19 protein-coding genes and 1 tRNA gene are annotated in these 24271 nt (G+C 56.5%); 11 read left to right on the top strand and 9 right to left on the bottom strand.

Annotated elements, in window-relative coordinates; translation table 11 throughout:
- The first annotated feature begins 1 nt into the window (after position 1).
- The 8 genes from ABD837_RS02545 (at position 2) to hisIE (ending at position 10307) form a co-directional block, all read left to right on the top strand.
- Positions 2–2614, top strand: coding sequence for a TonB-dependent receptor (locus ABD837_RS02545; RefSeq protein WP_345049892.1), 2613 nt, complete (start codon positions 2–4; stop codon positions 2612–2614).
- A 402-nt stretch (positions 2615–3016) separates the two neighbouring features.
- Positions 3017–3868, top strand: a complete 852-nt coding sequence (hisG, locus tag ABD837_RS02540; protein ID WP_345049890.1) for an ATP phosphoribosyltransferase — start codon at positions 3017–3019, stop codon at positions 3866–3868.
- Positions 3869–3878: 10 nt separating this feature from the next.
- Entirely contained in the window at positions 3879–6275 is a 2397-nt protein-coding gene (hisD, locus tag ABD837_RS02535; RefSeq protein ID WP_345049888.1) for a histidinol dehydrogenase, read from the top strand.
- A 53-nt stretch (positions 6276–6328) separates the two neighbouring features.
- Complete coding sequence (gene hisB / locus ABD837_RS02530; RefSeq protein ID WP_345049945.1) at positions 6329–7435, top strand: bifunctional histidinol-phosphatase/imidazoleglycerol-phosphate dehydratase HisB; 1107 nt, start codon at positions 6329–6331, stop codon at positions 7433–7435.
- A gap of 40 nt (positions 7436–7475) precedes the next feature.
- Entirely contained in the window at positions 7476–8063 is a 588-nt protein-coding gene (gene hisH, locus ABD837_RS02525) for an imidazole glycerol phosphate synthase subunit HisH (protein ID WP_345049885.1), read from the top strand.
- Between the two features lie 24 nt (positions 8064–8087).
- A complete protein-coding gene (gene hisA / locus ABD837_RS02520; protein WP_345049883.1) occupies positions 8088–8804 on the top strand; it encodes a 1-(5-phosphoribosyl)-5-[(5-phosphoribosylamino)methylideneamino]imidazole-4-carboxamide isomerase in 717 nt (238 codons plus the stop codon).
- Positions 8805–8846: 42 nt separating this feature from the next.
- A complete protein-coding gene (gene hisF / locus ABD837_RS02515) occupies positions 8847–9602 on the top strand; it encodes an imidazole glycerol phosphate synthase subunit HisF (protein ID WP_345049881.1) in 756 nt (251 codons plus the stop codon).
- 36 nt (positions 9603–9638) lie between these two features.
- Positions 9639–10307: a bifunctional phosphoribosyl-AMP cyclohydrolase/phosphoribosyl-ATP diphosphatase HisIE gene (hisIE, locus tag ABD837_RS02510; RefSeq protein ID WP_345049879.1), complete on the top strand. Its 669-nt coding sequence runs from the start codon at positions 9639–9641 to the stop codon at positions 10305–10307.
- Positions 10308–10429: 122 nt separating this feature from the next.
- On the opposite strand, the gene ABD837_RS02505 is transcribed toward hisIE, so the two are convergent.
- The 6 genes from ABD837_RS02505 to ABD837_RS02480 form a co-directional block, all read right to left on the bottom strand.
- Entirely contained in the window at positions 10430–11434 is a 1005-nt protein-coding gene (locus tag ABD837_RS02505; protein ID WP_345049877.1) for a hypothetical protein, read from the bottom strand.
- Between the two features lie 1272 nt (positions 11435–12706).
- Positions 12707–13867: a tetratricopeptide repeat protein gene (locus ABD837_RS02500; protein ID WP_345049875.1), complete on the bottom strand. Its 1161-nt coding sequence runs from the start codon at positions 13865–13867 to the stop codon at positions 12707–12709.
- Positions 13868–14051: 184 nt separating this feature from the next.
- Positions 14052–16691, bottom strand: a complete 2640-nt coding sequence (gene gyrA, locus ABD837_RS02495; RefSeq protein WP_345049873.1) for a DNA gyrase subunit A — start codon at positions 16689–16691, stop codon at positions 14052–14054.
- A gap of 238 nt (positions 16692–16929) precedes the next feature.
- Positions 16930–17157, bottom strand: a complete 228-nt coding sequence (locus ABD837_RS02490; protein ID WP_345049871.1) for a hypothetical protein — start codon at positions 17155–17157, stop codon at positions 16930–16932.
- Between the two features lie 46 nt (positions 17158–17203).
- Entirely contained in the window at positions 17204–17857 is a 654-nt protein-coding gene (locus tag ABD837_RS02485; protein WP_345049869.1) for an HD domain-containing protein, read from the bottom strand.
- A gap of 104 nt (positions 17858–17961) precedes the next feature.
- Complete coding sequence (locus ABD837_RS02480) at positions 17962–18765, bottom strand: DUF547 domain-containing protein (protein ID WP_345049866.1); 804 nt, start codon at positions 18763–18765, stop codon at positions 17962–17964.
- Between the two features lie 143 nt (positions 18766–18908).
- Between ABD837_RS02480 and ABD837_RS02475 the strand changes: the two genes are divergently transcribed.
- The gene (locus tag ABD837_RS02475) at positions 18909–19712 is read left to right on the top strand and encodes a phosphatase PAP2 family protein (protein ID WP_345049865.1); all 804 of its coding nucleotides are present in this window, start codon (positions 18909–18911) and stop codon (positions 19710–19712) included.
- Between the two features lie 89 nt (positions 19713–19801).
- Positions 19802–20026, top strand: coding sequence for a hypothetical protein (locus tag ABD837_RS02470; protein WP_345049862.1), 225 nt, complete (start codon positions 19802–19804; stop codon positions 20024–20026).
- Between the two features lie 66 nt (positions 20027–20092).
- Here ABD837_RS02470 and ABD837_RS02465 read toward each other — a convergent pair.
- From ABD837_RS02465 to ABD837_RS02455, 3 genes are all read right to left on the bottom strand, one after another.
- A tRNA-Thr gene (locus ABD837_RS02465) sits at positions 20093–20168 on the bottom strand.
- A 119-nt stretch (positions 20169–20287) separates the two neighbouring features.
- Positions 20288–22717, bottom strand: coding sequence for a DUF349 domain-containing protein (locus tag ABD837_RS02460; protein WP_345049861.1), 2430 nt, complete (start codon positions 22715–22717; stop codon positions 20288–20290).
- Between the two features lie 86 nt (positions 22718–22803).
- Positions 22804–23364, bottom strand: coding sequence for a YqgE/AlgH family protein (locus ABD837_RS02455; protein WP_345049858.1), 561 nt, complete (start codon positions 23362–23364; stop codon positions 22804–22806).
- Positions 23365–23597: 233 nt separating this feature from the next.
- Between ABD837_RS02455 and pdxH the strand changes: the two genes are divergently transcribed.
- Positions 23598–24248: a pyridoxamine 5'-phosphate oxidase gene (pdxH, locus tag ABD837_RS02450; protein ID WP_345049857.1), complete on the top strand. Its 651-nt coding sequence runs from the start codon at positions 23598–23600 to the stop codon at positions 24246–24248.
- Positions 24249–24271 lie beyond the last annotated feature (23 nt).

Genomic DNA, 24271 nt, shown 5'->3' with positions numbered 1-24271 from the left:
CGTGAAATTACCCGCTATGCCGACCCGGCCCCCGATGCCGCATTCATCTCTCCCATTTTCAGGACGCTGGCTGCTGGTCGGCACGGTTGTGCTGGGGCCGCTATTGCTGGCCACGCTGCCAGCCCACGCGCAGAATCCGGGCGAAAACGCTGCTGTTAGCCCAGGCGAATACACCATTACTGGCACGTTGCGCGATACCAACGGGCAGCCCCTGGAGCTTGCCGCTGTGGCAGTTGAAGGCCAGACTACTGGTGCCAATACCGCCGCCGACGGCAGCTTTCGCCTTCGGGTGGCCGCACCAGCCTCTGGCACGACCCTGGTGTTGGTGGTGCGCCGGCTGGGTTACCTACCCATCCGCCAGTCTTTGCGCCTGCCAGCCGATGCTAACCGGGCCCTGCGCCTGACCATGCGCCTCGACACCAAAGCCCTTGGCACGGTAAAAGTTACGGCCCGCGGCAGCCAGGGCGATACCCGCGAGGAAGTGAGTCTTACCCGCATCGACCCGCGCCAAGCGAAGGAAATTCCGTCGCCGTTCGGCGATTTCAATGCTATTCTAAAAACGTTGCCCGGCGTAATGTCGAACAACGAGCTGAGCAGCACCTACAACGTGCGCGGCGGCAACTACGATGAGAACCTGGTGTATGTGAATGGCTTCGAGATTTACCGGCCATTTCTTGTCACCTCGGCCCAACAGGAAGGCCTGAGTTTTATCAACGCCGATTTGGTGAAGCAGGTGGAGTTTAGCAGCGGCGGCTGGCAGCCTAAGTATGGCGACAAGCTGGCTTCGGTGCTGAGCGTGGATTACAAAACCCCTGAGAAGTTTGCGGCCTCCATCACAGCTAGCCTGGTGGGCGGGGCTGCTCATGCCGAGGCCCGCTCGGCCAATGGTCGGGTGAGCTACCTGGCCGGCGTACGTTACAAAAATGCCCAATACGTACTTAGCTCGTTGAGGCAGGCACAGGGTGGCTACAACCCGACTTTCTACGATGCGCAGGCGTTTGTCAACATTGGCTTGGGCCGCAAGGATGACTTGCAGCGCACCACCCTGGGCCTGATGGGCGTGGTGGCGCACAACGACTACCGCTTCTCGCCCGAAACCGGCGAGTCGACGTTCTCAACCGGCGTCAACCAGCTCACGCGGGTGTTTATTGGCTACGGCGGCCGCGAGCGGATGCAGTTCGATACCTATCAGGGCGGCCTCAACCTGAAGCATGATTTCACCTCCCGGTTGCAAGTAGAGTTGCTGGGCTCGGCGCTGATTTCGCGCGAGTTCGAGTACCGCGACGTGGAAGCGGCGTATCGGTTTGCCGAAATCAACCGCGACCCAAGCTCGCGCGATTTCAATCAGGCCGTGCGCGAGCGGGACCTGGGGTCCGAATTCAAGCATTCCCGCAACAACCTCACGGCCCGCATATTCACCGCCGAAACCCGGGGACGGTGGGCGCCCGTCACCAACCACACCGTGCGGTGGGGAGCTAAAATTGGTCGCGAGAAAATTGCTGACCGCCTCGACGAATACAGCTACGCCGACTCGGCCGACTTCGTACCCGACGCCCGGCGCACGCGCCTGCTTTCCGATTTGAGCCTGCTCAGCACCCGCAGCCAGGGCTTCGTGCAGGATACCTGGAACCTCGACTCGCTGCGCACGCTAACCTACGGCGCCCGGGCCCACTACTGGACCACCAACGGCCAGCTCGTCATCAGCCCGCGGGTGCAGTTCTCGCAAATCAGCCGCCGCCATCCCAACCGCTCCCTGAAAGCAGCCGTGGGCGTGTACTACCAGCCGCCTTTCTACCGCGAGCTGCGCACCCAGGCCGGCGAGCGCAGCAACCCTACCCAGCCGCTGGTGCAAACCGGCCAGCTGAACGTGGAGCTGCGCGCCCAGAAATCCTACCACTTCATCGTGGGCAAGGATGTGACGTTCCAGGGGTTCGGGCGGCCGTTCAAGTTCACGAGCGAAGTCTATTACAAGTACCTTACCGACGTGGTGCCTTATGATGTCGACAACGTACGGCTGCGCTACTTCGGCAAGAACAACGCCCGCGCCTACGCTGCCGGTTTCGATGCCCGGCTCAGCGGCGAGTTCGTGAAAGGAGCGGAGTCCTGGTTCAGCCTGGGCATCCTCACCACGCAGGAAAACGTGGCCGGCGATTCAGCCAATGTGCTGGATGCCGCTGGCAAAACCATTGGCCGCGAGTCCAAAGGATTCATCCGCCGGCCGCAGGACCAGCGCCTGAACGTGGGCATTTTTTTCCAGGACCATTTGCCCAATAACCCTTCGGTGCGGGGATACGTGAACCTGGTGTTTGGCTCGGGCCTGCCATTCAGCCCGCCCAACCAGCCCGATTTGCGGGGGACCGACGCCCTGGTACGCAGCTACAAGCGCGTTGACCTGGGTTTCTCCAAAGTTATTGGCCTGAAAAACACCGGCGCAGCGAAAGCACATTTCTACAGCTTCGATAACCTCTGGCTGGGCTTGGAAATCCTGAACGTGTTGGGGGCAAACAATGTGGGCGGCTACAGCTACCTGCAGGATGTAAACGGCGTGACTTATTCGGTGCCCAACTACCTTTCGCAGCGCCTCATCAACCTGCGTCTGATTGCACGTTTCTAGCCCCTGCTTGGTTTTTGGCCTTGCTAAAAAAAAAATTTAGCGCTGCCCTGTGGTATTACCGGACCAATAAAATTGTGCCCATGTATGGCACCACTGGCATATTCGTATTACATTTGCACCCGATGACCCTATTCCCCGCTGTAATTTGTGCTGTTGCTGCTGCCCCGCTGGTGGGCGGCCAGGCCGTTGCGGGTGTCCACCATCACCACCATCTGTGGGAGGCCGGGCTGTGCGCCGGGTGCTAATTCAGCACCGGTAGCCCGAGTCTCCACCGCCGCGTTCGGGGGCTTGCCAGCTGCCCGCCACACCTTTTTATTTCCGGGAAGTCAAACAACAGGCCGTCGTTGCCTGCTTAGTCTTTCGCGACCTTCTGCGTCGCGTTCCCGGTTACTTACCCAATTCATGCTCCGTTTAGCCATTCAGAAGTCCGGTCGCCTCAGCGAGGACTCGCTCGCCCTCATCCGTGAATGCGGCATCAACTTCATCAGCAGCTCTTACAAGCTCAAAACCGAAGCGACCAATTTCCCGCTCGAAATCCTGTTTCTGCGCGACGATGACATTCCCGGGTACGTGCAGGACGGCGTCGCTGACCTTGGCATTGTGGGCCAGAATGTGCTGGTGGAAGCCGGCTACCCCAACCTCGAAGTCGAACCCCTCGGTTTCAGCAAGTGCCGCCTGAGCCTGGCCGTGCCCCGGGCCGATGCTTATGCCTCGGTGGAAGCGCTGCAGGGCAAAAATATTGCGACGTCGTACCCCAACATTCTGGGCCGTTACCTGGCCGAAAATGGCGTCCAGGCCCACCTGCACACCATTAGCGGCTCCGTCGAGATTGCGCCCAGCATTGGGCTGGCCGAGGCTATCTGCGACATCGTGAGCAGCGGCTCGACGCTGCTGGGCAATGGCCTGCGCGAGGTAGAAACCGTGTTTCGTTCCGAGGCCGTGCTCATTGCCCAGCCCAATCTGAGCGCCGAGCAGGCCGACCTGCTGGCCCAACTGCAGTTCCGGATGCAGGCCGTGCGCCGGGCCAAGCGCAGCAAGTACATTTTGCTGAATGCCCCGGTTTCGGCGCTGGAAGAAGTACGCCGGCTGCTGCCCGGCATTAAGTCGCCCACCGTTACGCCGCTGGCCGAAGCCGGGTGGGTATCGGTGCAGTCGGTAGTGCAGGAAGACGACTTCTGGCACATCACCAGCCAGCTCAAAGCCGTTGGGGCCGAGGGCATTCTGGTGTTACCCATCGAGAAAATGATTGCCTAGCCGCCCCGCCATGCAGTTTATTCCCAATCCCGCCCCTGAAACCTGGCCCTCACTCCAGCAACGCCCCGCAGCGGGCGAAGCCCCCCAGGTCGCCGCTCGTGTTCGCGCTATTTTTGAGCAGGTTCGCGCCGGTGGAGACGCCGCCCTGCGCCAGCTTGCGGCAGAGCTTGACAAAGCCACGCTAACCAATTTGCTGGTTTCGGAAGCAGAATTTGCAGCGGCAATTGCGCAGGTGCCAGCCGAACTTCAGGCGGCCATTCGCCAGGCTAAGGCCAATATCGAAGCCTTCCACACCGCCCAGCGGGAGCCCGAAATCCGCCTCGAAACCATGCCCGGTGTCGTTTGCTCGCGGCGTTCGGTGCCCGTGCAACGCGTGGGGTTATACGTACCCGGCGGTACCGCGCCCTTGTTCAGCACCTTGCTGATGCTGGGTGTGCCAGCCCGCCTGGCCGGTTGCCCCGAGGTAGTGGTGTGTACTCCGCCGCAACTCGACGGTTCCATTAGCCCGGTTATCTTATTTGTTGCCCAACTGCTGGGCATTGATAAAGTCGTGAAGGCTGGCGGAGCACAGGCCGTGGCTGCCTTAGCCCTGGGCACGCCCTCTGTACCAGCCGTTGACAAGATTTTCGGCCCTGGCAACCGCTACGTCACCGCCGCCAAGCAGCTAGCCGCGGCCGAGTACGGCGTGGCCATCGATATGCCGGCCGGCCCTTCGGAAGTCCTTGTTATTGCCGACTCCAGCGCCAATCCGGCTTTTGTGGCTGCCGACTTGCTCTCGCAGGCGGAACACGGGCCCGACTCGCAGGTAATTGTGCTCAGCGACTCGCAGGAAGTGCTGGAGAAAGTGCAGGCCGAAGTATTGAGCCAGTTGGAGACCCTGCCACGGCGCAAAGTAGCCGCCCAGGCCCTGGAAAATAGCCGGGCCATTCTGCTGCCCGATGCGGCGGCCATGCTGGCCTTTTCGAACCAGTACGCTCCTGAACACCTGATAATAGCCACCGATAACGCCGACGCTCAGGCTACGCAGGTAACCAACGCCGGCTCGGTATTCCTGGGAAATCTCACGCCCGAGGCTGTGGGCGACTATGCTTCAGGGACCAACCACACGCTACCCACCAGCGGCTATGCCCGGCAATACAGCGGCGTGTCGCTCGATTCGTTCGTGAAGAAAATTACCTTCCAACGTTTGTCGTCGGTGGGGTTGCAAGCCATTGGTCCGGTTGTGGAAACCATGGCCGAAGCTGAGGGCCTCGTTGCTCATGCTCGCGCCGTTACGGTTCGGCTGGCTTCCCTGGCCGCAGGAAGTGCATCTAATGGCACTGCACTAATGGCAAAACCCGCAAACCCGTACGCTGGCCTCATTCGACCTAGTGTTGAGCGCATGCAGGCCTACTCTTCGGCCCGTGATGAATTCGAAGGTTTAGCCCCGGTGATGCTCGATGCCAATGAAAACAGCCTGGGCTCGGTAGGCCCCGACGATTTTAGTCGCTACCCCGACCCGCACCAGCGCGCTATCAAAGCAGATTTGGCCCTTATAAAGGGCGTAAGCCCAGACCAGATTTTTCTTGGCAATGGTTCGGATGAGGCCATTGACCTGCTCGTGCGCCTTACCTGCACGCCAGGGCAGGACAGCATCGTTATTTGCCCGCCTACTTATGGCATGTACGAGGTAGCCGCCAACCTGAACGATGTGCGGGTGAAGCGACTGCCACTCACCGCCGATTTCCAGTTGCCGGCCAATGCTGCAGCCACTCTGGCGGCTTCCAAAGCCAAATTGGTGTTCTTATGCTCCCCCAACAACCCAACCGGCAACCTGCTGGCCCAGGAAGCCATCGAAACCATTCTCGCAAATTTCCGTGGGCTGGTGGTGGTTGATGAGGCCTATGCAGATTTTGCCGACGCTCTCAGCTGGATTAGTCGCTTAACCGAATTTCCGCGGTTAGTGGTGCTCCAAACTTTCTCGAAGGCCTGGGGACTGGCCGGGCTACGACTTGGAGTGGCCTACGCCTCGCCTACGCTCATCAGCTACTTCAACAAAATTAAGCCGCCCTACAACATTTCGGCAGCTACCCAACAGCACGCGCTGGCCGCCCTGGCCAATGCGCCGCAACTGCCCGGCATGCGCGCCGAATTGCTGCAGGGGCGCGAATGGCTCGGCCAGCAGTTATCGCAACTGCCCATCGTCGAGCACATTTTTCCTTCCGATGCCAACTTCCTGCTCGTTCGCTTCAACGTCGACGCTACTGCGGCGTACGATGAGCTAAGCAGCCGAGGCATTGTCGTTCGGAACCGTACCACTCAACCCGGTTGTGCTGGTTGCCTGCGCCTAACCGTCGGTACAGCTTCTGAAAATGCTCAATTGGTACAGGCGCTGGCCGAAATAGGAACAGCAGTGCCTACAAATTAAGGGCACCCACGTTCCAGCTATTCTTTAATTCTCACCGCTTACTGATGATTGATTTGAAAAAGGCTTTGTTCATCGACCGCGACGGCACCATTCTGGTGGAACCCCAGCCGAGCCAGCAAATCGACGGCCTCACGCCCGATAAATTCCAGTTTTTACCCGGCGCTATCAGTAACCTGGCACGCATCGCCCGAGAGCTGCCCGAGTACGAGTTGGTGCTCGTAACTAACCAGGACGGGCTGGGCACGGCTAGCTTCCCGGAATACACTTTCTGGCCTGCCCATCAGCTTATGCGTGATATTCTGGCAACCGAGGGGGTGCATTTTGCTGCCGAACACGTCGACCGGAGCTTCCCGCATGAAAACCTGGCCACGCGCAAGCCCGGCACCGCGCTGTTGGCGCAGTACCTGGACTCAGCCAATGGATATGACCTGGCGAACTCTTTCGTCATCGGCGACCGACTTACCGATGTGCAACTAGCCGTGAACCTCGGTAGTCAAGCCATCCTGATAGGAGGGGAGCCCGACCCTCGTGCTGCCCTCACCACCACCAGTTGGGACGAAATCTATCGTTTCCTCCGGTACCCGGCGCGCGTCGCTGTTATCGAGCGTAACACCAACGAAACCCAGATTGCTATTCGACTCAATTTGGATGGCTCTGGTAAATGTGACATTCACACCGGGCTGGGATTCTTCGACCACATGCTGGAACAACTCGGTCGTCATAGTGGTGTCGATTTACACATAAGTGTAAAAGGGGATTTGCACATTGATGAACATCATACCGTCGAAGACACTGCCTTGGCATTGGGCATAGCCTTCGCTCAGGCCCTGGGCGATAAGCGGGGCTTGGCTCGCTATGGTTTCCTGCTGCCGATGGATGAAGCCTTAGCGCAGGCCGCAATTGACTTTTCGGGTCGCCCTTGGCTGGTGTGGGATGCTGAGTTTAAACGCGAACGGGTTGGCGACCTGCCAACCGAACTGTTCTTTCACTTCTTTAAGTCATTCACCGACAACTCGCGGGCAACCCTGAACATTTCTTGTCAGGGCGACAACGAGCATCATAAAATAGAAGCCATCTTTAAAGCGGTTGCCAAAGCCATTAAAATGGCGCTGCAACGGGACGAGTCCGGCGCAATTCCCAGCACGAAAGGCATTTTGTAAAATTGATTCACATTACCCATTTGGGTAAATATGTACTTGTATGGAAATTGCTGTCGTGGACTATAAAGGTGGAAATGTGCAGTCGGTACTTTTCGCGCTTGAACGGCTTGGGGCCCAGCCTACTCTTACTTCCGACCCCGAGGTATTGCATCGCGCCGACAAAGTCTTGTTTCCAGGTGAAGGAGAAGCGTCCTCGGCGATGCAGGCCTTGCGCGAAGCCGGTCTCGACCGGGTGCTCCCTACTTTGACACAGCCATTTTTGGGCATATGCCTGGGCATGCAGCTGCTAGGCTTGCACAGCGAGGAAAATGATACGCCCATGCTGGGCCTGTTGCCCTTTCGGGTGCAGCGCTTCGTTCCCGATGCCGAGCACAAAGTGCCACACATGGGATGGAACAACCTGCAGGCGCTACGCGGGCCCCTTTTTAAGGGGCTGACGGAGGCCGACCACGTTTACTTCGTGCACAGCTATTATGCGCCGGTAGGTGACTACACAACCGCACAGGCTACTCACCCCACGGCATTTAGTGCGGCAGTGCAGTACCGCAATTTTCACGGCGTTCAGTTCCATACCGAGAAGAGCAGTGCGGTCGGCACTCGTATTCTAGCCAACTTCCTGGCATTCTAACACCTACTTAATATAGCTGCTGTTTTGGAGATTATTCCCGCAATCGACCTTATCAATGGACAATGCGTCCGCCTCAGTGCCGGCGATTTTGCCCGCCAGACCACCTACGATGCCGACCCGGTAGCTGTCGCCCAACGCTTCGCTGATGCCGGCCTGCGTCGCCTGCACCTGGTCGACCTCGACGGTGCGCGTGCTGGCAAGCCAGTTAACTTGGCCGTACTCGAAGCCATTGCCCAACGTACCAGCCTTGATATCGATGCTGGCGGCGGTATCCAAACCGATGAGGCTTTGGCTCAGGTACTGAATGCCGGTGCGAAGCATGCCACCGCAGGCAGTTTGGCGGTACGTCAACCCGATATTGTAAAGCGTTGGCTGGCAAACCATGGTGCGGATGCCATCTTTCTGGGAGCCGATTTTAAAGGTGCCCACATTCTTATCAATGCCTGGGCTGAGCAAAGCACGCTCACGCTCACCGTTTTTATCGAGCAATACCTGGCTGCGGGAGCCACCACGTTCATTTGCACCGATGTAAGCAAGGACGGACTCCTTCAGGGGCCTTCCCAATCAACTTACCAGCAGTTGGTGCAGCAGTTTCCAACGGCCCGGTTCGTGGCCAGTGGGGGCGTCACCACTATCGCCGATTTAGAAGCTTTGGCTGCTATTGGTATGCACGGAGCCATTATCGGCAAAGCCCTCTATGAAGGCAGCATTGCCCTGGCAGACTTACAGCGCTTTGTTTAGCGCAATTGCGTGCCAACCCCACTCTTTTAAAGTACTTCGTTCGTGGTTAAGAAACGTCTGATTCCCTGCCTTGATGTCCGAGATGGACGTACGGTGAAAGGCATTCAATTTGAAGGACTGCGCGATGCCGGCGACCCGGTGTCTTTGGCTGAGCGTTATGCGCTCGAAGGGGCTGACGAGCTGGTTTTCCTGGATATTACAGCTACGAACCAACGGCGCCAGCCACTCACTGAGCTGGTGCGCAATATTGCCCGGGTTCTTGATATTCCTTTCACTGTGGGTGGGGGCATCAACACTGTAGCTGATGTGGAAGCATTGCTTTTGAGCGGCGCTGACAAAGTTTCCATTAACTCAGCTGCCCTGGCCCGTCCGGAGTTCATTAATGAATTAGCCCGACGCTTCGGTTCGCAGTGCATCGTGGTGGCCGTTGATGCCCGTCAGGTAGCAGGCGAGTGGCAGGTGATGACGCGTGCTGGCACCACGGCCACAGGCCGCGAAGCCGTTGCCTGGTGCCGCGAAGCAGCTGAGCGAGGCGCTGGCGAATTGCTGCTTACTTCCATGAGCCACGACGGCACCAAATCTGGCTTTGCGCTGGAACTGACGCGGGCCGTAGCCGATGCCGTGCCGGTTCCGGTTATTGCGTCGGGCGGCGCGGGTCAGCCGTCAGATTTCACGGATGTTTTTATGGCGGGCGGTGCTGATGCGGCTTTGGCCGCCAGCATTTTTCACTTCAACGAGACGGCCCTTCCGGCTCTCAAAAGCTATTTACAGTCCGCTGGCATTGCTGTGCGGCCTTAATCGTCTCTTTCTCTTCATTTTCCTGTTCACCTGTAGATGTTCGCACAGCCCGCTTCCCTTGATACGCTCCGTTTTGACCCCGTTACTGGCCTGGCACCCGCCATCGTGCAGGATTCAGCTACAGGTCAGGTTATCATGCTTGGCTATGTCAATGCAGAGTCGTGGGCTAAAACCCGAGAGGAGGGACGTGTAACTTTCTTTTCGCGGTCGAAAAACCGGCTGTGGACCAAGGGCGAAGAAAGTGGCAACTTCTTGCAGGTAAATAGCCTGCATGTTGACTGTGATGCCGATACGGTGCTGATTATGGCGACACCAGCCGGTCCCACCTGTCATCGAGGTACTACCAGCTGCTTTATGCAGCCCGATGAGTTGGCAGCCCCCTCGGTTGCGGTGGGCTTTCTGGCGCAATTAGAGCAGTTGGTGGTTGAGCGGCACCAGTTTCCAGAGCGCGCGCCTACTTCCTATACCGTGTCCCTTTTTCAGAAAGGCATGCCGAAAATTGCGCAAAAAGTAGGCGAAGAAGCTGTTGAGACGGTAATTGATGCTGTTGCTGGCCACCGCGATACCTTGCCCGGAGAAGTGGCAGACTTGCTCTACCATTTGCTTGTATTGCTGGTAGGAGCGGGGGTGCCGTTTGCCGAAGTTATAACGGTGCTGCAGGACCGGCACAAGTTGCCTAACACGCGCCATCTGAACGAGAAGTAAGGATACGGTCTGAGGCTGGTAAATTTTGACACGGCTAAGCTTGTATTTTGACACGGCTAAGCTTGTATTTTGACACGGCTAAGCTTGTAGTCACATCAAGCCTAGCCGTGTCAATTAATCAATTATTGATTCGCACGCAGCTGCCGGCGAATCTTTTCCAGCATAGCAATGGCAATGGCCAGGTCGGCCTCGTCGGTGATGTCTAGGATGGTATTTACTCCAGGCCCGCTCATCTGCATTTGATACACACTTGTATTAGAAGGTTGTAGCGTAGTGTGAGTGTTGGTATTAACTATGCCCGTAGGGATGGCCGGTGTGTTTAGCTCCGGTGAAGAAGCCTGTTGTATGTGTGCATCCTGGGCCGGTGGAGTCAGACGAGAGCGAGTTATTTCTGAATTCTCATCTGCACTGTTTGACAGCCCAAATAAATTGGCAATGACGTCCTGGTTCGGCTTTGTGCGTTCAGATTCTGGTGCTGCTGTGTGAATAAACGACTCAGCAGGCTGCGTAAATAACCCAATGGCTGAGTTGTGAGCTGCGTTTTTCCCAACATGCTCTGAGTTGGTTGTAGGAGCCGTTGGGGCAGCAGTGAAGGTATTAATATTGGGGGGTGTGCTGGCAATCTCGCGTCTGGGGGCACGTGCATTGCTTAGGGCGTCTATGTCTGCGATGATGTTTCGCTCATCAAGCAGTCCACACATGCGGCACCCATCTACAAAGGCTTTCGCGACGTTCTGGGCGTTGATTTCCTCCACCCCGAACTCTCTAATGAGCATTACATCGAGCATCTGTACTGGAAGTTCCCGATTACGGAACTTCCGGCAGAGTTGCGTAAATAATGGTGGTGTAAGAAAAGCCTCTCGGTGAAACTGCAGTTCTTCTGCTTTGTCATACGCATGTTTAATGCGTCTGAATAGGGTAGTGGTGGTCAACAGTTCTCGCTTGCTGGTCATCAATCCGAATTTTACAGCGGAACCAATGATGGCTTTAAAAGATCCACTGACCTTGCGGTTTAGCTTTCGTGCTGCTGTCTCAATGGAGCTCTTTCCACCAGTGTCGTCGACTATTTCAGCTAGTTCCCATGCGCCGGTATAGCTGGTCCGAGGGTAGTCTATAAGTTTAGGCATTTGGCGTAGTAGGTAAGTACTTGTTATCTGGTAAACGAGTAAAGTATAAAAAAGTTAAAAAATGAGTGAAATTTTATACTTTTATATGCTTTGGTATGGTGATTCTGCCCACTATTGATATCGCTATTGCTTTGTACTCGTTTGTTACTTCTGATACAGAAGCGTCACTCAGAAACTAGAGTTATAGCACAATCCTAGAGTAATTAACTCGGGTGATTATCATAATTTCTTCTTCGTTAAGCTTTTGCAAGAAGAATTAATAAAAGATGATATGCACAGCACATAATAGTATAAAATCAATTGTATTTTTTAAACTTTTTTTACTTGTATTTGTGCAAGTAGGGCAGGGGTATGGCTGAACGATATTATAGTGATGATATTTAAAACCAATAGGTTAAAGTCAAGAAAAAACGAATAATTCGCGCCGCGTGCATGAGCAAAGCTTGGCTAAACGAGCAGGAGTTACACACCAACAGGCCGCACCGCTGGCACAAGGAGCAATTTAAAACTTCGACAATATTGGTTTGGCATTCGCCTTTGGGGCAAGGGCGGTAAGAATCCACGGGCAAGGCTTGGGCGTAGACGGGGAACAAGTCGGTGAAGGACCAGCAGTAGCGGCAGTAGCGCTTGGGCAACGCCTGCCAGAGCCACTGGGCGGTGTCCGCATCACGCCGGCCCAGCACCCACGCTCACGCACACGATGCTGCGTTGCGAGTTGCGAGTTGCACTGGGCTAAGAGCTTTTCCAACTGGGCGTATCGGGCCGCCTGCTCGACCGCGGCGGGCACAAGACAGGCCAGGTGCCCGCTGGCGTTGCAGCAATAGCGGTCATGCCCGCCGCTGTGCCCGTTGCAGTGAATCTGCGCGCTGCCGCAAGCGGCGCAGCTATACTTCAGCCCAATACAAAATCCATTCTAACTTAGACCACCGCCTTAAATTAAAAGGACAACAAAGAACATCACAGCTTGAATTGAAATTTCTCAAGCTGGGCACCTAGGACTTGGGAACACATGTGAGTAAAGTAGCATACACGAATTCCAGCCGCATGAAAATCACGTGGTTATTAGAATAGGGCCAATCCAGTCGTCGTATATACAACAAGCAAGATATATAAACTCCATACTCATGTAAAATGGTCAAACTCGCAGTACAGAGCTATATTTAATCAAAAGCTACAATTGTCTTATAATTTATATTATGTTAAGTTAACTTCCATAAAGTAAGGAGGCCCACCGTGTACAGTAAGCCTCCTCCTCTGCGAATCAGATAAAACTTACTTTTTGCCAAGAGCATCAAGCCGTGCCTGAAGACGCTCAGAATCAGCGTTTCGACCCAAGCGGAAGTAAATTTTCTTTAAAGACGTAAGCGTATTGCGGTCAGTGGGCTGCACTTCCAGGGCCTTCTCGAAGAAAGGAACAGCCGACTCGAAGTACTTCTTACCAGTAGCCTCAAGGCCGCGACCTGACGTCTGGTATGACTTCAAATCCATCTTGCTGGCCTTCGTGTACGCTTCAGCTGCCTTGTTGTAATTATATACACCAAGGTTGTACTGAGCATCAAAATTCTTGGAGTCAAGCTCAATAGCCTTGCGATAGTCAGCAACGGCTAAGTCGTTTTTCTTTTGCTGGTCGTACAGCGAGCCACGCACAGCGTAAAGGTTCGAATTGGTCGGGTCAGCAGCAATGGTCTTATTTATTTTCGCGATTGCATCTTCGCCTTTCCCACCTGCAAGCGAAGCGTTCAAGTCTTCGAGCATGAAATTTTTGTTGTTAGGGTAAGCAGCCAAAGCCTGTTGCAACACTTTAGTTGCTTCAGCATTGTCGTTCTGCTCACGCGCCATTTGCAACAAACGACCATAAACTGCTGGCGATTTGTAATTCAAAGCCAACAATTGGTTATAGCTGGCTTTCGCACCCACATAATCCTTCTTAGCCTCGTAGGCATAGGCCGAATACAAGACTGCAGTAGTATCCTGAGGCTTTATCTTCGACGCTAACTTGTAACTGCTAATGGCTTTATCAAAATCCTTAGCATTATAGTTGTTTACCGCATCGTTGAAAGCTCGACCATACAGTGCATCCATACGAGGCATGACTTGCTTACCGAATTCACCATCTTTCGTGTCAAGTTCGATGGTTTTGCTGTACGACTCGTACGCCTTCTGCAAGCCTTCGCCCGGCTGCAGCTGCTTGGAGTAGATGGGGCTTTCCAACATGCCTTCGTAAACCTGCCCACGAGTAAACCAAGTTTTGGCTTTACCGCTGGTCTTTTCATTGACAATCGCCTTGTCAATATCTATCCGCGCTTTATCAAGCAGGCCGGTACGTTGGTTAAGAATGGCATTAGTGACGGCCGACGTCTGGGCCGATGCCATCAAAGGCGCCCCAGTGGCCAAAGTGGCAGCAGCGGCGAGCGTCAAAAAAGTCTTTTTCATTAGGTTGGGAATGTGCAGTGTCAAACAGGAAAACGCTGGTGCCTAGCTCAAAAACTGCGTAAGAAAAGAATAAAGTAAGAATTAAAGCCGTCTTTTTCGGGCCACAAACGCCGAAAAGCCAGCTTGGGTTCGCCAAAAATAAACGGGGCGGCCCAAATGGACCGCCCCGCTCCTACTTCAGCAACTATGCCAATTCTGTATCGTCGTCGGATTCAGACTCATCATCACCTTCATCGAGGTCATCATCGTCTTCAATGTCCTCGTCGTCAGCATCGGTTTCATCGGCCAGCAACGCACCGGAAGACGACTGGCCGTTTTCAGCAATCGCCTCGCCTGCTTCGCCAGCCAATACGGCTGTAGTCTCAGCATCCTCGTCTTTTTCCTCAGCTTCCACTTTAGCAACAGACGAAATCTCATCGTTGGCACTGATTTTAATCAGACGCACACCTTGCGTGGCACGGCCAATGGTCCGCAGGTCGCCAATGCGCAGACGAATTGTAATGCCCGACTTGTTGATAATCATCAAATCATCGGTATTGTTCACGTCTTTAATGGCCACCAGATTACCAGTTTTTTCGGTAATCTTCATGGCCCGCACCCCTTTGCCACCGCGCTTGGTAATGCGGTATTCTTCGAGCTGGCTGCGCTTGCCGAAGCCGTTCTCGCTCACCACAAGCAACTCCTGGGTGGGGTCGGACACACAAACCATTCCTACCACCCGGTTGCCGGGCACATCTTCGAGGCGAATACCGCGCACGCCGGCAGCCGAGCGGCCCATGGAACGGGCCTGGCTTTCGTTGAAGCGAACAGCCCGGCCGGTCCGCGAAGCGAGGATAACCTCGGCATTCGGAGCCAGCAGCTGCACGTCAAGAATACGGTCGCCTTCGTTGATGGTAATAGCATTGATACCAGCAGTACGAGGACGTGAGTACGCTTCGAGCGGCGTTTTCTTCACCGTGCCCTGCTCAGTGCAGAACATCAGGTAAGTATTTTCGAGATAGTCTGGGTCTTTCAGCCCGCGCACATTCACCACGGAACGCACTTTGTCTTCGCGCGGAATCTCAATGAGGTTCTGAATAGGCAGGCCTTTGGTGGCCTTCCCTCCTTCTGGCACCTCGTATACCTTGAGCCAGAATACCCGCCCCAGTTCGGTAAAGAACAAGAGGTATTCGTGCGTGGTGGCTACGAACAGGTGTTCCGTGAAGTCGTCCTTTTTAGAGATGGCTCCGCGCGAACCTGCACCACCCCGGCCCTGGGCCCGGTACTCATCCAAGTTGGTGCGCTTGATGTAGCCTTCGCGGGAAATGGTAATAACCATCGCCTCATCGGCAATCATGTCCTCGGTCGAGAAGTCGCCGCCCTGGTAGTTGATTTCCGTACGACGGGCATCGCCGTACCGGTCTCGGATGTCTTCGAGCTCGGTTTTAATGATGCCCCGCTGCAGCACGTCCGAGTCGAGCACCGACTTCAGGTAGTCGATGAGCTTCATGAGCTCGTTGTATTCGGCCACGATTTTGTCGCGCTCCAGGCCGGTGAGCCGTTGCAGGCGCATATCGAGGATGGCGCGGGCCTGCACTTCGCTCAGAGCGAAGCGCTCGATGAGCTGCCCACGGGCAACCTCGGGGTCGCGCGAACTGCGAATGAGCTTAATAACCTCGTCCAGGTGATCGAGGGCAATGAGCAGGCCTTCCAGAATGTGGGCGCGCTTCTGCGCTTCAGCCAGCTCGTACTTGGTGCGGCGAATAATGATTTCGGCCCGGTGCTCAACAAAGTAGTGAATGAGCTGCTGCAGGTTCAGCGTCATCGGGCGGCCCTTCACGAGGCACACGTTATTGACGCCAAACGAGCTTTGCAGCTGTGTGTACTTGTAGAGATTGTTGAGCACCACACTAGGCATGGCGTCCCGCTTGAGGTCGTACACGATGCGCATGCCGTCGCGGTCCGACTCGTCGCGCATGTCCGAAATGCCCTCAATCTTCTTGTCGTTGATGAGTGCGGCAGTCTTTTCAATCATCGACGCCTTGTTCACCATGTAGGGAATTTCGGTGACGACGATTTGCTCTTTGCCGGTTTTCGAGGTTTCGAAAGTGGCTTTGGCCCGCATCACGATGCGGCCACGGCCGGTTTCGAATGCCTGCTTCACGCCCTCGTAGCCGTAGATAATACCGCCGGTCGGGAAGTCAGGGGCCGACACGTACTGCATCAGCTCGGCTACCGTGATGTCGGGGTTGTCGAGGTAGGCAATGATGCCGTTCACGACTTCCGTCATGTTGTGCGGAGCCATGTTGGTGGCCATGCCCACGGCAATGCCCGACGTGCCGTTCACCAGCAGGTTAGGGAACTTGGCGGGCATTACGCTGGGCTCTTCCAGCGAGTCGTCGAAGTTGGGCTGGAAGTCAACCGTGTCCTTGTCGAGGTCGCTCAGCATTTCATCCGAGAGGCGCTTGAGACGGGCCTCGGTGTAACGCATTGCAGCCGGCGAGTCACCGTCGACCGAGCCAAAGTTGCCCTGGCCATCGACCAAAGGATAGCGCAGGCTCCAGTCCTGGGCCATGCGCACCATGGTGTCGTATACCGAGCTGTCGCCGTGTGGGTGATATTTACCCAACACCTCACCCACGATACGGGCCGACTTTTTGTAGGATTTGTTGTAGCCCACGCCCAGTTCGCTCATGCCATAGAGCACGCGGCGGTGCACGGGCTTCAGGCCATCGCGCACATCGGGCAGGGCCCGGGAAATGATAACCGACATCGAGTAATCGATGTACGCCCCGCGCATCTCGTCTTCGATGTTAATCGGAATGATTTTTTCGCCTTCCGCCATTGAGGGGGTTGCTAGGCGGCTAGTAAAATCCCAATGAAGGGGCTTTATAGCCGCACGGTGAATGGTTCTTTATATGCGTGCGAAGATACAACAAAAAGGCCGCAACGGCAAGCGCAGCGGCCTTTTTTAGGGCATTTAAACCTATGCGAAATGGGTCGATTAGCTCCTCCCCTGCTACTCCGTAAACGGACAATTTTGAATGGAGCTCCAGGCAGGTACCCGGGGTAGAAACGAAGGATTATTTGAGGGTTTTGCTGCGGTCTTTGTTGGGAGCGAAACTCTTATCCTTATGGGTTTTGATTTTCTCGCCGATGGCAGGGTTCTGCTTTTTCCAGAGCGGCTGGCCCCGGTACTTGATGCCGTTGTGGAAGTGAACCTTGCGCACGTGGCAGGTACCGATAGGGCACGTGCGGCAGCTGGCCAGCACAAGCAGGAACAAGGGCAATAAACGCAGTATCGGCTTCATGCCATCAAAGGTACAGGCTACAGGAGTGGCTAGCCAGCAGGTGGGCTTAATCAATACCGTCCCATTCGGCCAGAAAACGGGCTACATACGCTTCCATGAAGGCATGACGCTCGGCGGCGACAGTGCGGGCAGCGTCGGTATTGAGCCGGTCTTTGAGGTGCAGCAGCTTCTCGTAGAAGTGGTTGAGCGTGGGCGCAGTGTTCTTTTGGTAACTGGCAAAAGAATCGTGCGCCACGGTTGGCACAGCCGGGTCGTGCAGCAGGCGGCCCTTGTGCCCACCGTAGGCAAAGGCCCGGGCAATGCCAATAGCCCCAATGGCATCAAGTCGGTCAGCATCCTGCACCAGCGCGGCTTCGAGCGACGATACCGGAGTCGCCACGCCCAGGCCTTTAAAGGAAACCTCACGAATGGCGGTTTCGACGCGTTGGATGAGGTCTTCATCGGCGCCCTGGCTGCTGAGCCAAGCGCGCGCGGCGCGAGGCCCCGCTTCATAGTCGCCGTCGTGGAATTTCCAGTCGGCGATGTCGTGCAGCAGCGCCGCCAGCTCCGTCACCAGGGTATCAGCGCCGGGCTGGGCCGCGGCCAGGCGGCGGGCCATCAGCCACACGCGGCGAATGTGGGCCCAGTCGTGGCCACTGCCTTCGCCGACAAACAAGTGCTCCATGTGGGCGGCGGTGGCCGTTATCAGGTCGTTGGTCATCAGAATAAACCGGAGCCCAGCTCCGTAAAAAGCAAATAAAAAAGGCGGCCGTTGCCAAAGCAGCGGCCGCATTCGAACCGGGCAAAACTAACCCAGAAACGGTTTTATTGCTCGTTCAGGGCCCAATTATACGTCAGGTACCTAAGCGTCGCACTGGGGTTTATTTTGGTAGTGGCGTAACGGTTAACGAATTCCTGCACCGACTTACTCCCGTTCTTGGTGAAATCCTTCGGGTAAAAGCTGAAAATGGCCGATACTTGCGGCTTATCAATGGGCGTGAGCTTGTTTTTGGCGGGATTATTCAGGAAATCACGTCCCTGGTCGTCGAGTTGGGCAGTAAGGCTCGGGCCGGTGTAAGCCTCATTGCGCAGGCGCGGGCACGACATGGCTGCGCATACCAGCGCCAGGTGAATGCGGTTGTCTTTGAATTGCTTGCGGATAATGCGGTGCTCGATGTCGTTGAGCGAATACGCCTGCCCACCGAGGTGAATAAAATGCTTGTCCCACGGCGTGTTCACGAAAATTTTATCTCCGCCCAGGTCCTTAATGCTCTTCACAGGATAATTGCGCACGATGAGCTGGACAGTATAGGCATTGTAGGCGTTAATCCAGTAAGCGAGGCGGTCGTTATCCGTCCAGCTTTTGCTTGGCATGTGGGAGCCCAGGTCTTGAATGTAAGCGTTGAGGGCAAGGCTGTCGGTGCGAAGGCCGCGGTAGTTTACCAATCCCTGCTGGTTCACGTATTGCTTGACAATGGTATTCCAGCCCGCGTGGGTGGGCGGAGTGGTGGCCGTTGCGGCCGTAGGGTTGAGCGGAATAAGGTAACGGATGTAACCGCACCCCCAAAAGCTCCCGCTCCCGAGCAGAAGCAAACATACCAAAACCAACAAACGTGAAGAACGAATCATAAAGAATTGAAGTAAAGCAGGCTCCACCTTGGGGCGGCGTAAATACGTAGCCCACGCGGATTTGGTAAGTGCGGGTGCATTTTAAATCATATTTTCATGTAGCCCGCCGTTTCTTCGCACTTTATACTTTCGCCCTTATCAGCATGCTTACCCGTTATTCCGCCCTCGTCGCGCTGCTTTTGCCCATTACAGCTGCGGCGCAGCTTCCAACTACTGCTCCTACAGACACGACCCACAAATACCAAAGCTCTGCGGGCGCTGCTGCGGCAACCAAAAAGACTTTTTTCAACAGCAAGGGGTTTCGGGCGGCCATTGTGCCGGCGTTGCTAATCGGCTACGGTGCCTCCACCATCAACGGCAACGGCTTGTACAGCTCCTACGACGTGCGCAACGACGTGCGGTACGTATTTGGGGATTATCGCAGCCATATCGACGATTTTCTGCAGTGGGCCCCCTACCTCGAAATTCCAGCCGTGCTGCTGGCGGGCGTAGAATCGCGCAGCGACCGGGTCAACCTGGGGCTGGTGATACTGAAGAGCGAGGCCATCATGCTGGGCTCGGTATACATCGTAAAAACACTGACCCACGTGGAGCGGCCCGATGGCTCGAATACGCTGTCATTTCCGTCGGGCCACACGGCCCAGGCATTTCTGGCGGCCAGCATAGTGCACACCGAGTTTCGGGACAAAAGCCAGTGGTACGGCATCGGCGCCTACACCCTGGCCACCAGCGTAGCCGCCTTTCGCATGATTAACGACAAGCACTGGGAATCCGACGTGATTGCCGGCGCGGGTTTTGGCATTCTCTCGGCGCATCTGGCCTACCTCACCCACCGGAACCGCTGGGGCCACAAGCCCACGGGACGCGGCATTGGCGACACCAGTTTGAGGCCGATGTGGACGCCGACGGGCGGTACGGGCCTGTGCTTTACCTGGCAGCCAAAATAACACCCTGATACGTCCTGGAAACCGAATAGCGCCTACTTATTCCCGTACTATCCACCTTTTGCTTTACGTATTTTTGCAATCATTGCCCCATGGAAACCACGCTTCAGACCAAGTACCGAATCTTTAAACTCGTTTTCGAATCCAATGTGCACGACCACGGTTCGATGTGGACCTACAAGCACATTCATGGCGAAGAGAATCGTGAATTCAACAGCGAAAAAGAAGCGCTGGAATGGGTGCACGAGAATCCCACACTAATGATTAAATGCCGCGAATTCGTGATTCTGCCCGTGTATCACTTGGTATTGGCATAAAGCACCCGCTGCAAGCAGGCTCAACCAAAAGCCCCGTTGCAATTGCAACGGGGCTTTTTCACTAACTGGAGCCGCCTGTCGGACTCGAACCAACGACCCTCTGATTACAAGTCAGAAGCTCTACCAACTGAGCTAAGGCGGCGAGTTGATGGGACAAAAGTAAACAGTCCGGGTTAGTTTAGCACCCTTTATCAACGCAAATAGCTAAAAAAAGGCCCTGTGCAAGTGCACAGGGCCTTTTTGTGGTTGAACGTAAGGCGCTTAGCTGCGCACCATTTTCAACTGTTTTTTCAGGGCGTCGATGCGCTTCTGACCTTCGGCGATGCGGCCCTGGTACTCCTCGCGCAGCTGCGAAGCGTTTTTGGAGCGCGCAAAGAAGTCGAGGTTGGTTTGCAGGGTCGAAGCATCGTTTTCGAGCTCGTTGATTTCCTTGCGCAACGCCATTTCCTTACGGGTAAGCTGCTGCTGGGCGTGCGGACGCGCCTTGAGGCGGGCTACTTCGGTCTGGAACAACAGGTCGGTACGGTCGGCGTACGCCAGGCCTGGCACCTGGTCGAGGTATTTGCCGAGGAGCCGCAGCAACTGTTCTTCGCTGGCGTCGCCAGTGCCACGGTTGGGTTGCTCGTCGGTGGGGTCGAACTCTGCCGACCATTCGGCCAGGATAGCGCGGAAGCCCTCGAGCGAGCCGGGGTTCTCAGCCGAAAGGGCTTCCACCTGCTCAGCAACCTTTTCGAGATGTCCAGTCTGCTCGGCCGAGGCTTGCTGCACCCGTTCCTCACGCTGGCGAAACTCCTGCTTCGGACGCTCGAATACGGCATCGCAAGCAGCCCGGAAACGGTGCCACAGCTTATCAGCCAGCTTGTCGGGCACGCGGCCCACGTCCTTCCACTCCTTCTGCACCCGGATGATGGTTTGACGGGCGGCATCCTGGTCGGCGTTGTTCTGCGCTTCTTCGGCTTGGTCGATGAGGGCCTGTTTGGCTTTCACGTTGGCCGATTTCTCGTTGTCGAGCGACTTGAAGAAGTCATTCTTCCGGTTGAAGAAGGCTTTGTAGGCCGCCCAGTACTGTTTGTTGAGGGCATCGGCCTGGACGCGGGGCACCAAACCAGCAGCTTCCCATTCCGTTTTGATTTCCTGCAGCTCGTCGGTTTTGGAGCGCCACAAGTTCACGCGGTCGGTTTCGAACGTAGCGAAGGGCAGCACGCGCTCGAGCAGGGCCTGCTTCACCACAAGGTTGGCCTTTTCTACCACCGAACGCTGGTCGGCAAACTCCTTGCGGCGCTGATGCAGAACATCGGAAGCGGCAATGAAACGCTGCCAAAGCGGCTCGCGCTGGTCGTTGGGCACGGGACCAATGTTCTTCCATTCCTCGTGCAGCTTGGTCAGCTCATCGAGGGCCTTGTTGATGCCGGAAGCCGAACCCAAGGCCTCAGCGCGCTTGATGAGGCCTTCTTTGGCTTCCAGGTTGCGGCGGCGGTCGAGGTCCTTCATCTGCAGGAACTGCCCCTGCTTGCTGTAGTATATGTCGAGCAGGCCGTGGTAGGTATCCCAAATTGACTGGCTGTCGGTTTGCGGCACGGCTCCGGTGGCCTTCCACTCCGATTGCAACGCTTTCAACTTGGCCGAACTGTCCTTGGTTTCAGCACCTTCCACCAACGTGCGCAGCTGGTCGAGCAAGGTCTTTTTCTTGGTGAGGTTGTCGCCACGGCTGGCATCCTCGGCTTTGGCATCCTTCACGCGGTTCTCGCGGAATTCCTGCATGGCTTTGTTGAGTTCCTGCTGGCCTTCGGGCTGCTGAAAAGCGAAAGCTTCCGCACCCTCGCCGCCGGCGGCAAACTTCTCACGGGCAGCGGTGCGGGCCAGGCCCACGTTGGCTTCATATTGGCGGGTGAGGTCCTGAATCTGCTTGCGGTTGGCACGGGCATCAGAACGGCGCAGCAACTCTACCAGGTATTTCGCCTGCGCAGGCAAATCGAGACCGGTGAAATCAGGCGCTGTGGTTTCGGCAACGGCTTCCGGCGCGACCGATTCAGTTGCTTCTGAGTCCAATGGGGTTTCCGACGAAGTCGGGAGCGTAGCAACCAGCTCAGGGGCCGATTCCAGTTCGTTGGCTTCGTGCAGGTCTACAACGGGAAGTTCGGGGGCCCGGTCTTCCCGCGTTTCGGCCTGCGGGGCGCTCAGAGTTTCAGGGTCGGCAATGGGCGCGGGAGTAGCGCTGGCAATGTGCTCGTCAGCGGGCAATGCTTCAGGGTTGAGTGTCAGCGCATCGACTTCAGCCTCCAGCGTGCCATAATGCGCCTCGGCACGGGCCTGCGGTGCCGAAACATCGCTGCCATCAACCGTGACGGAATCGGGCACGCTTTGGGCGGTAACAGCAGCGGCTGCAGCTTCGGGCGAGCCGGCGTCGGGAGCGATATGGCCCAGGTCGGTGGCCATTACAGCGGACGCAGGAGCCTCGGCGGTACCGGAGCCTTCGGGCTGGCCAGCGGCGAGCTCGGGCGTGCCCTGGGCGGGCAGTTCCACCTGGGTTTCGCCCGAGGCATTGGGCTCGGGGGTTGCCGAGGGCGCTGGGGCATCGGCAGCCTTGCCCTGGATTTCAGCCAGACGGCGTTGCAAAATGGTCATCCGGTCTTCAGCGGACGAGTCGGAACCGCCGGCTTGCGGCGTGGTAGGGGTTTCTTCAGCAGCCATAAATCTTCGTGTTAGCCAGCCCGCGACGGGACCAGAGGAGCGCGCAAAAAATGTAAAACAACAAACAACCGGGCCCGAAAGCCGCCTTAATTCAAGCTAGGGTCGACTGGATAATTGGCCAGCACCTTGTAGCGCCCGCCTTTCTCCCGCAGAATGTCCCGCCAGAAAGCATCAGATGCCAAAGTAAACACTTTCCCGGCGCTTGCGGGCTGACGTATCCAACTCTGGCCCTGCATTTCGGCCGCCAGCTGCCCACCCGACCAGCCGGAATAGCCTACGAAAAGGCGAACATCTTCGGCCCGCACCGTGCCGCTGCCAATAAGACCCAGCAACGTTTCGAAATCACCCCCCCAGTACACATCCTGGCCCAGCCCCTGCGCCCCGGGCAGGTCGCCACACTGATGCACAAAGTGCAACGTATCAGGCTCAACAGGGCCGCCAAGGTAGAGTGGCAGCGTTGCGGCGGGATGTTCGAGTTGCGGCAGGTCCAGAACGTCGCCCAAAGTGAGATTGGTGAGACGATTGAGTACCAGCCCAAAGGTGCCCTCGTCGGGCTTGTCGCGGCACAGGAGCACGACGCTCCGCTCAAAATTGGGGTCGCCGAGAAACGGCTTGGAAATAAGCAGCGTACCAGGGCGCATAGCCATATAAATGAGGTGAAGTAGTAATACGGCATTTGGCCGGGAAGGGCAAATGGCACCGGGACCAATGACGGATTGTGTGCGCAGAACCGATGCAGGCTTTGATGCAGGTAGTACCTTGCGGCCTCAAAACCGGCCGGACTCGCCCCGGTGGTTCTGGTAAAGACTGTGGCTTTCGGAAATTTGTTCCGGTCATCGCATTTGCCCCACTGCTTCGCTCCCACTTCCCTCCTGCTTCCATGAACGACTTCCAACTGGCCGACCTGCGCAAAACCTACGCGCAGCGCTCGCTTTCCGAAACCGACGTGCTGCCCGATGCCGTGCGCCAGTTTCGGGCCTGGCTCGATGAAGCCCTCGCCGCCAAGCTCGATGAGCCTACTGCCGTTACGCTAAGCACGGTTTCGGCGCTGGGGCAGCCTTCTTCGCGGGTTGTGCTGCTAAAAGGGCTACCCGACGACGCCGGCTTTCTCTTCTATACCAACTACGAGTCGCGCAAGGGCCAGGAGCTGGCCGCGCAGCCACTGGCGGCACTTAACTTCTTCTGGCCGGGGCTCGAACGGCAGGTTCGCGTGGAAGGCCGGGTAGAAAAAGCACCGGAGGGAATGTCGACTGAATACTTCCAAAGCCGGCCCCGCAGTAGCCAGCTGGGCGCCTGGGCTTCGCCCCAAAGTCAGGTAATTGGGAGCCGGGAGGAGTTGGAAGTCCGGGAGGCGGAAGTAGCCGAACAGTTTGGCGCCCAGGCCCCATTGCCACGCCCGCAGCATTGGGGTGGCTACATCCTGCGGCCCACTTTGGTTGAGTTTTGGCAGGGCCGCCCCAGCCGCCTGCACGACCGCATCGTGTATGAGCTGGAAGGCAACAGCTGGAAACGTAGCCGCCTAGCCCCGTGAGCGCGATGAGTTAACGTGAGTAC

The organism is Hymenobacter glaciei (genome assembly GCF_039539585.1).
In the GTDB taxonomy this organism is placed as follows: domain Bacteria; phylum Bacteroidota; class Bacteroidia; order Cytophagales; family Hymenobacteraceae; genus Hymenobacter; species Hymenobacter glaciei.
This window is presented reverse-complemented; position numbering and strand designations above follow the sequence as displayed.

Bases quoted from the DNA above. Each gene is read 5' to 3' on its own strand.
- hisG (WP_345049890.1), top strand. From the start codon at position 3,017: ATGCTCCGTTTAGCCATTCAGAAGTCCGGTCGCCTCAGCGAGGACTCG.
- hisD (WP_345049888.1), top strand. From the start codon at position 3,879: ATGCAGTTTATTCCCAATCCCGCCCCTGAAACCTGGCCCTCACTCCAG.
- hisH (WP_345049885.1), top strand. From the start codon at position 7,476: ATGGAAATTGCTGTCGTGGACTATAAAGGTGGAAATGTGCAGTCGGTA.
- hisIE (WP_345049879.1), top strand. From the start codon at position 9,639: ATGTTCGCACAGCCCGCTTCCCTTGATACGCTCCGTTTTGACCCCGTT.
- ABD837_RS02505 (WP_345049877.1), bottom strand. From the start codon at position 11,434: ATGCCTAAACTTATAGACTACCCTCGGACCAGCTATACCGGCGCATGG.
- ABD837_RS02500 (WP_345049875.1), bottom strand. From the start codon at position 13,867: ATGAAAAAGACTTTTTTGACGCTCGCCGCTGCTGCCACTTTGGCCACT.
- gyrA (WP_345049873.1), bottom strand. From the start codon at position 16,691: ATGGCGGAAGGCGAAAAAATCATTCCGATTAACATCGAAGACGAGATG.
- ABD837_RS02490 (WP_345049871.1), bottom strand. From the start codon at position 17,157: ATGAAGCCGATACTGCGTTTATTGCCCTTGTTCCTGCTTGTGCTGGCC.
- ABD837_RS02485 (WP_345049869.1), bottom strand. From the start codon at position 17,857: ATGACCAACGACCTGATAACGGCCACCGCCGCCCACATGGAGCACTTG.
- ABD837_RS02480 (WP_345049866.1), bottom strand. From the start codon at position 18,765: ATGATTCGTTCTTCACGTTTGTTGGTTTTGGTATGTTTGCTTCTGCTC.
- ABD837_RS02475 (WP_345049865.1), top strand. From the start codon at position 18,909: ATGCTTACCCGTTATTCCGCCCTCGTCGCGCTGCTTTTGCCCATTACA.
- ABD837_RS02470 (WP_345049862.1), top strand. From the start codon at position 19,802: ATGGAAACCACGCTTCAGACCAAGTACCGAATCTTTAAACTCGTTTTC.
- ABD837_RS02460 (WP_345049861.1), bottom strand. From the start codon at position 22,717: ATGGCTGCTGAAGAAACCCCTACCACGCCGCAAGCCGGCGGTTCCGAC.
- ABD837_RS02455 (WP_345049858.1), bottom strand. From the start codon at position 23,364: ATGGCTATGCGCCCTGGTACGCTGCTTATTTCCAAGCCGTTTCTCGGC.
- pdxH (WP_345049857.1), top strand. From the start codon at position 23,598: ATGAACGACTTCCAACTGGCCGACCTGCGCAAAACCTACGCGCAGCGC.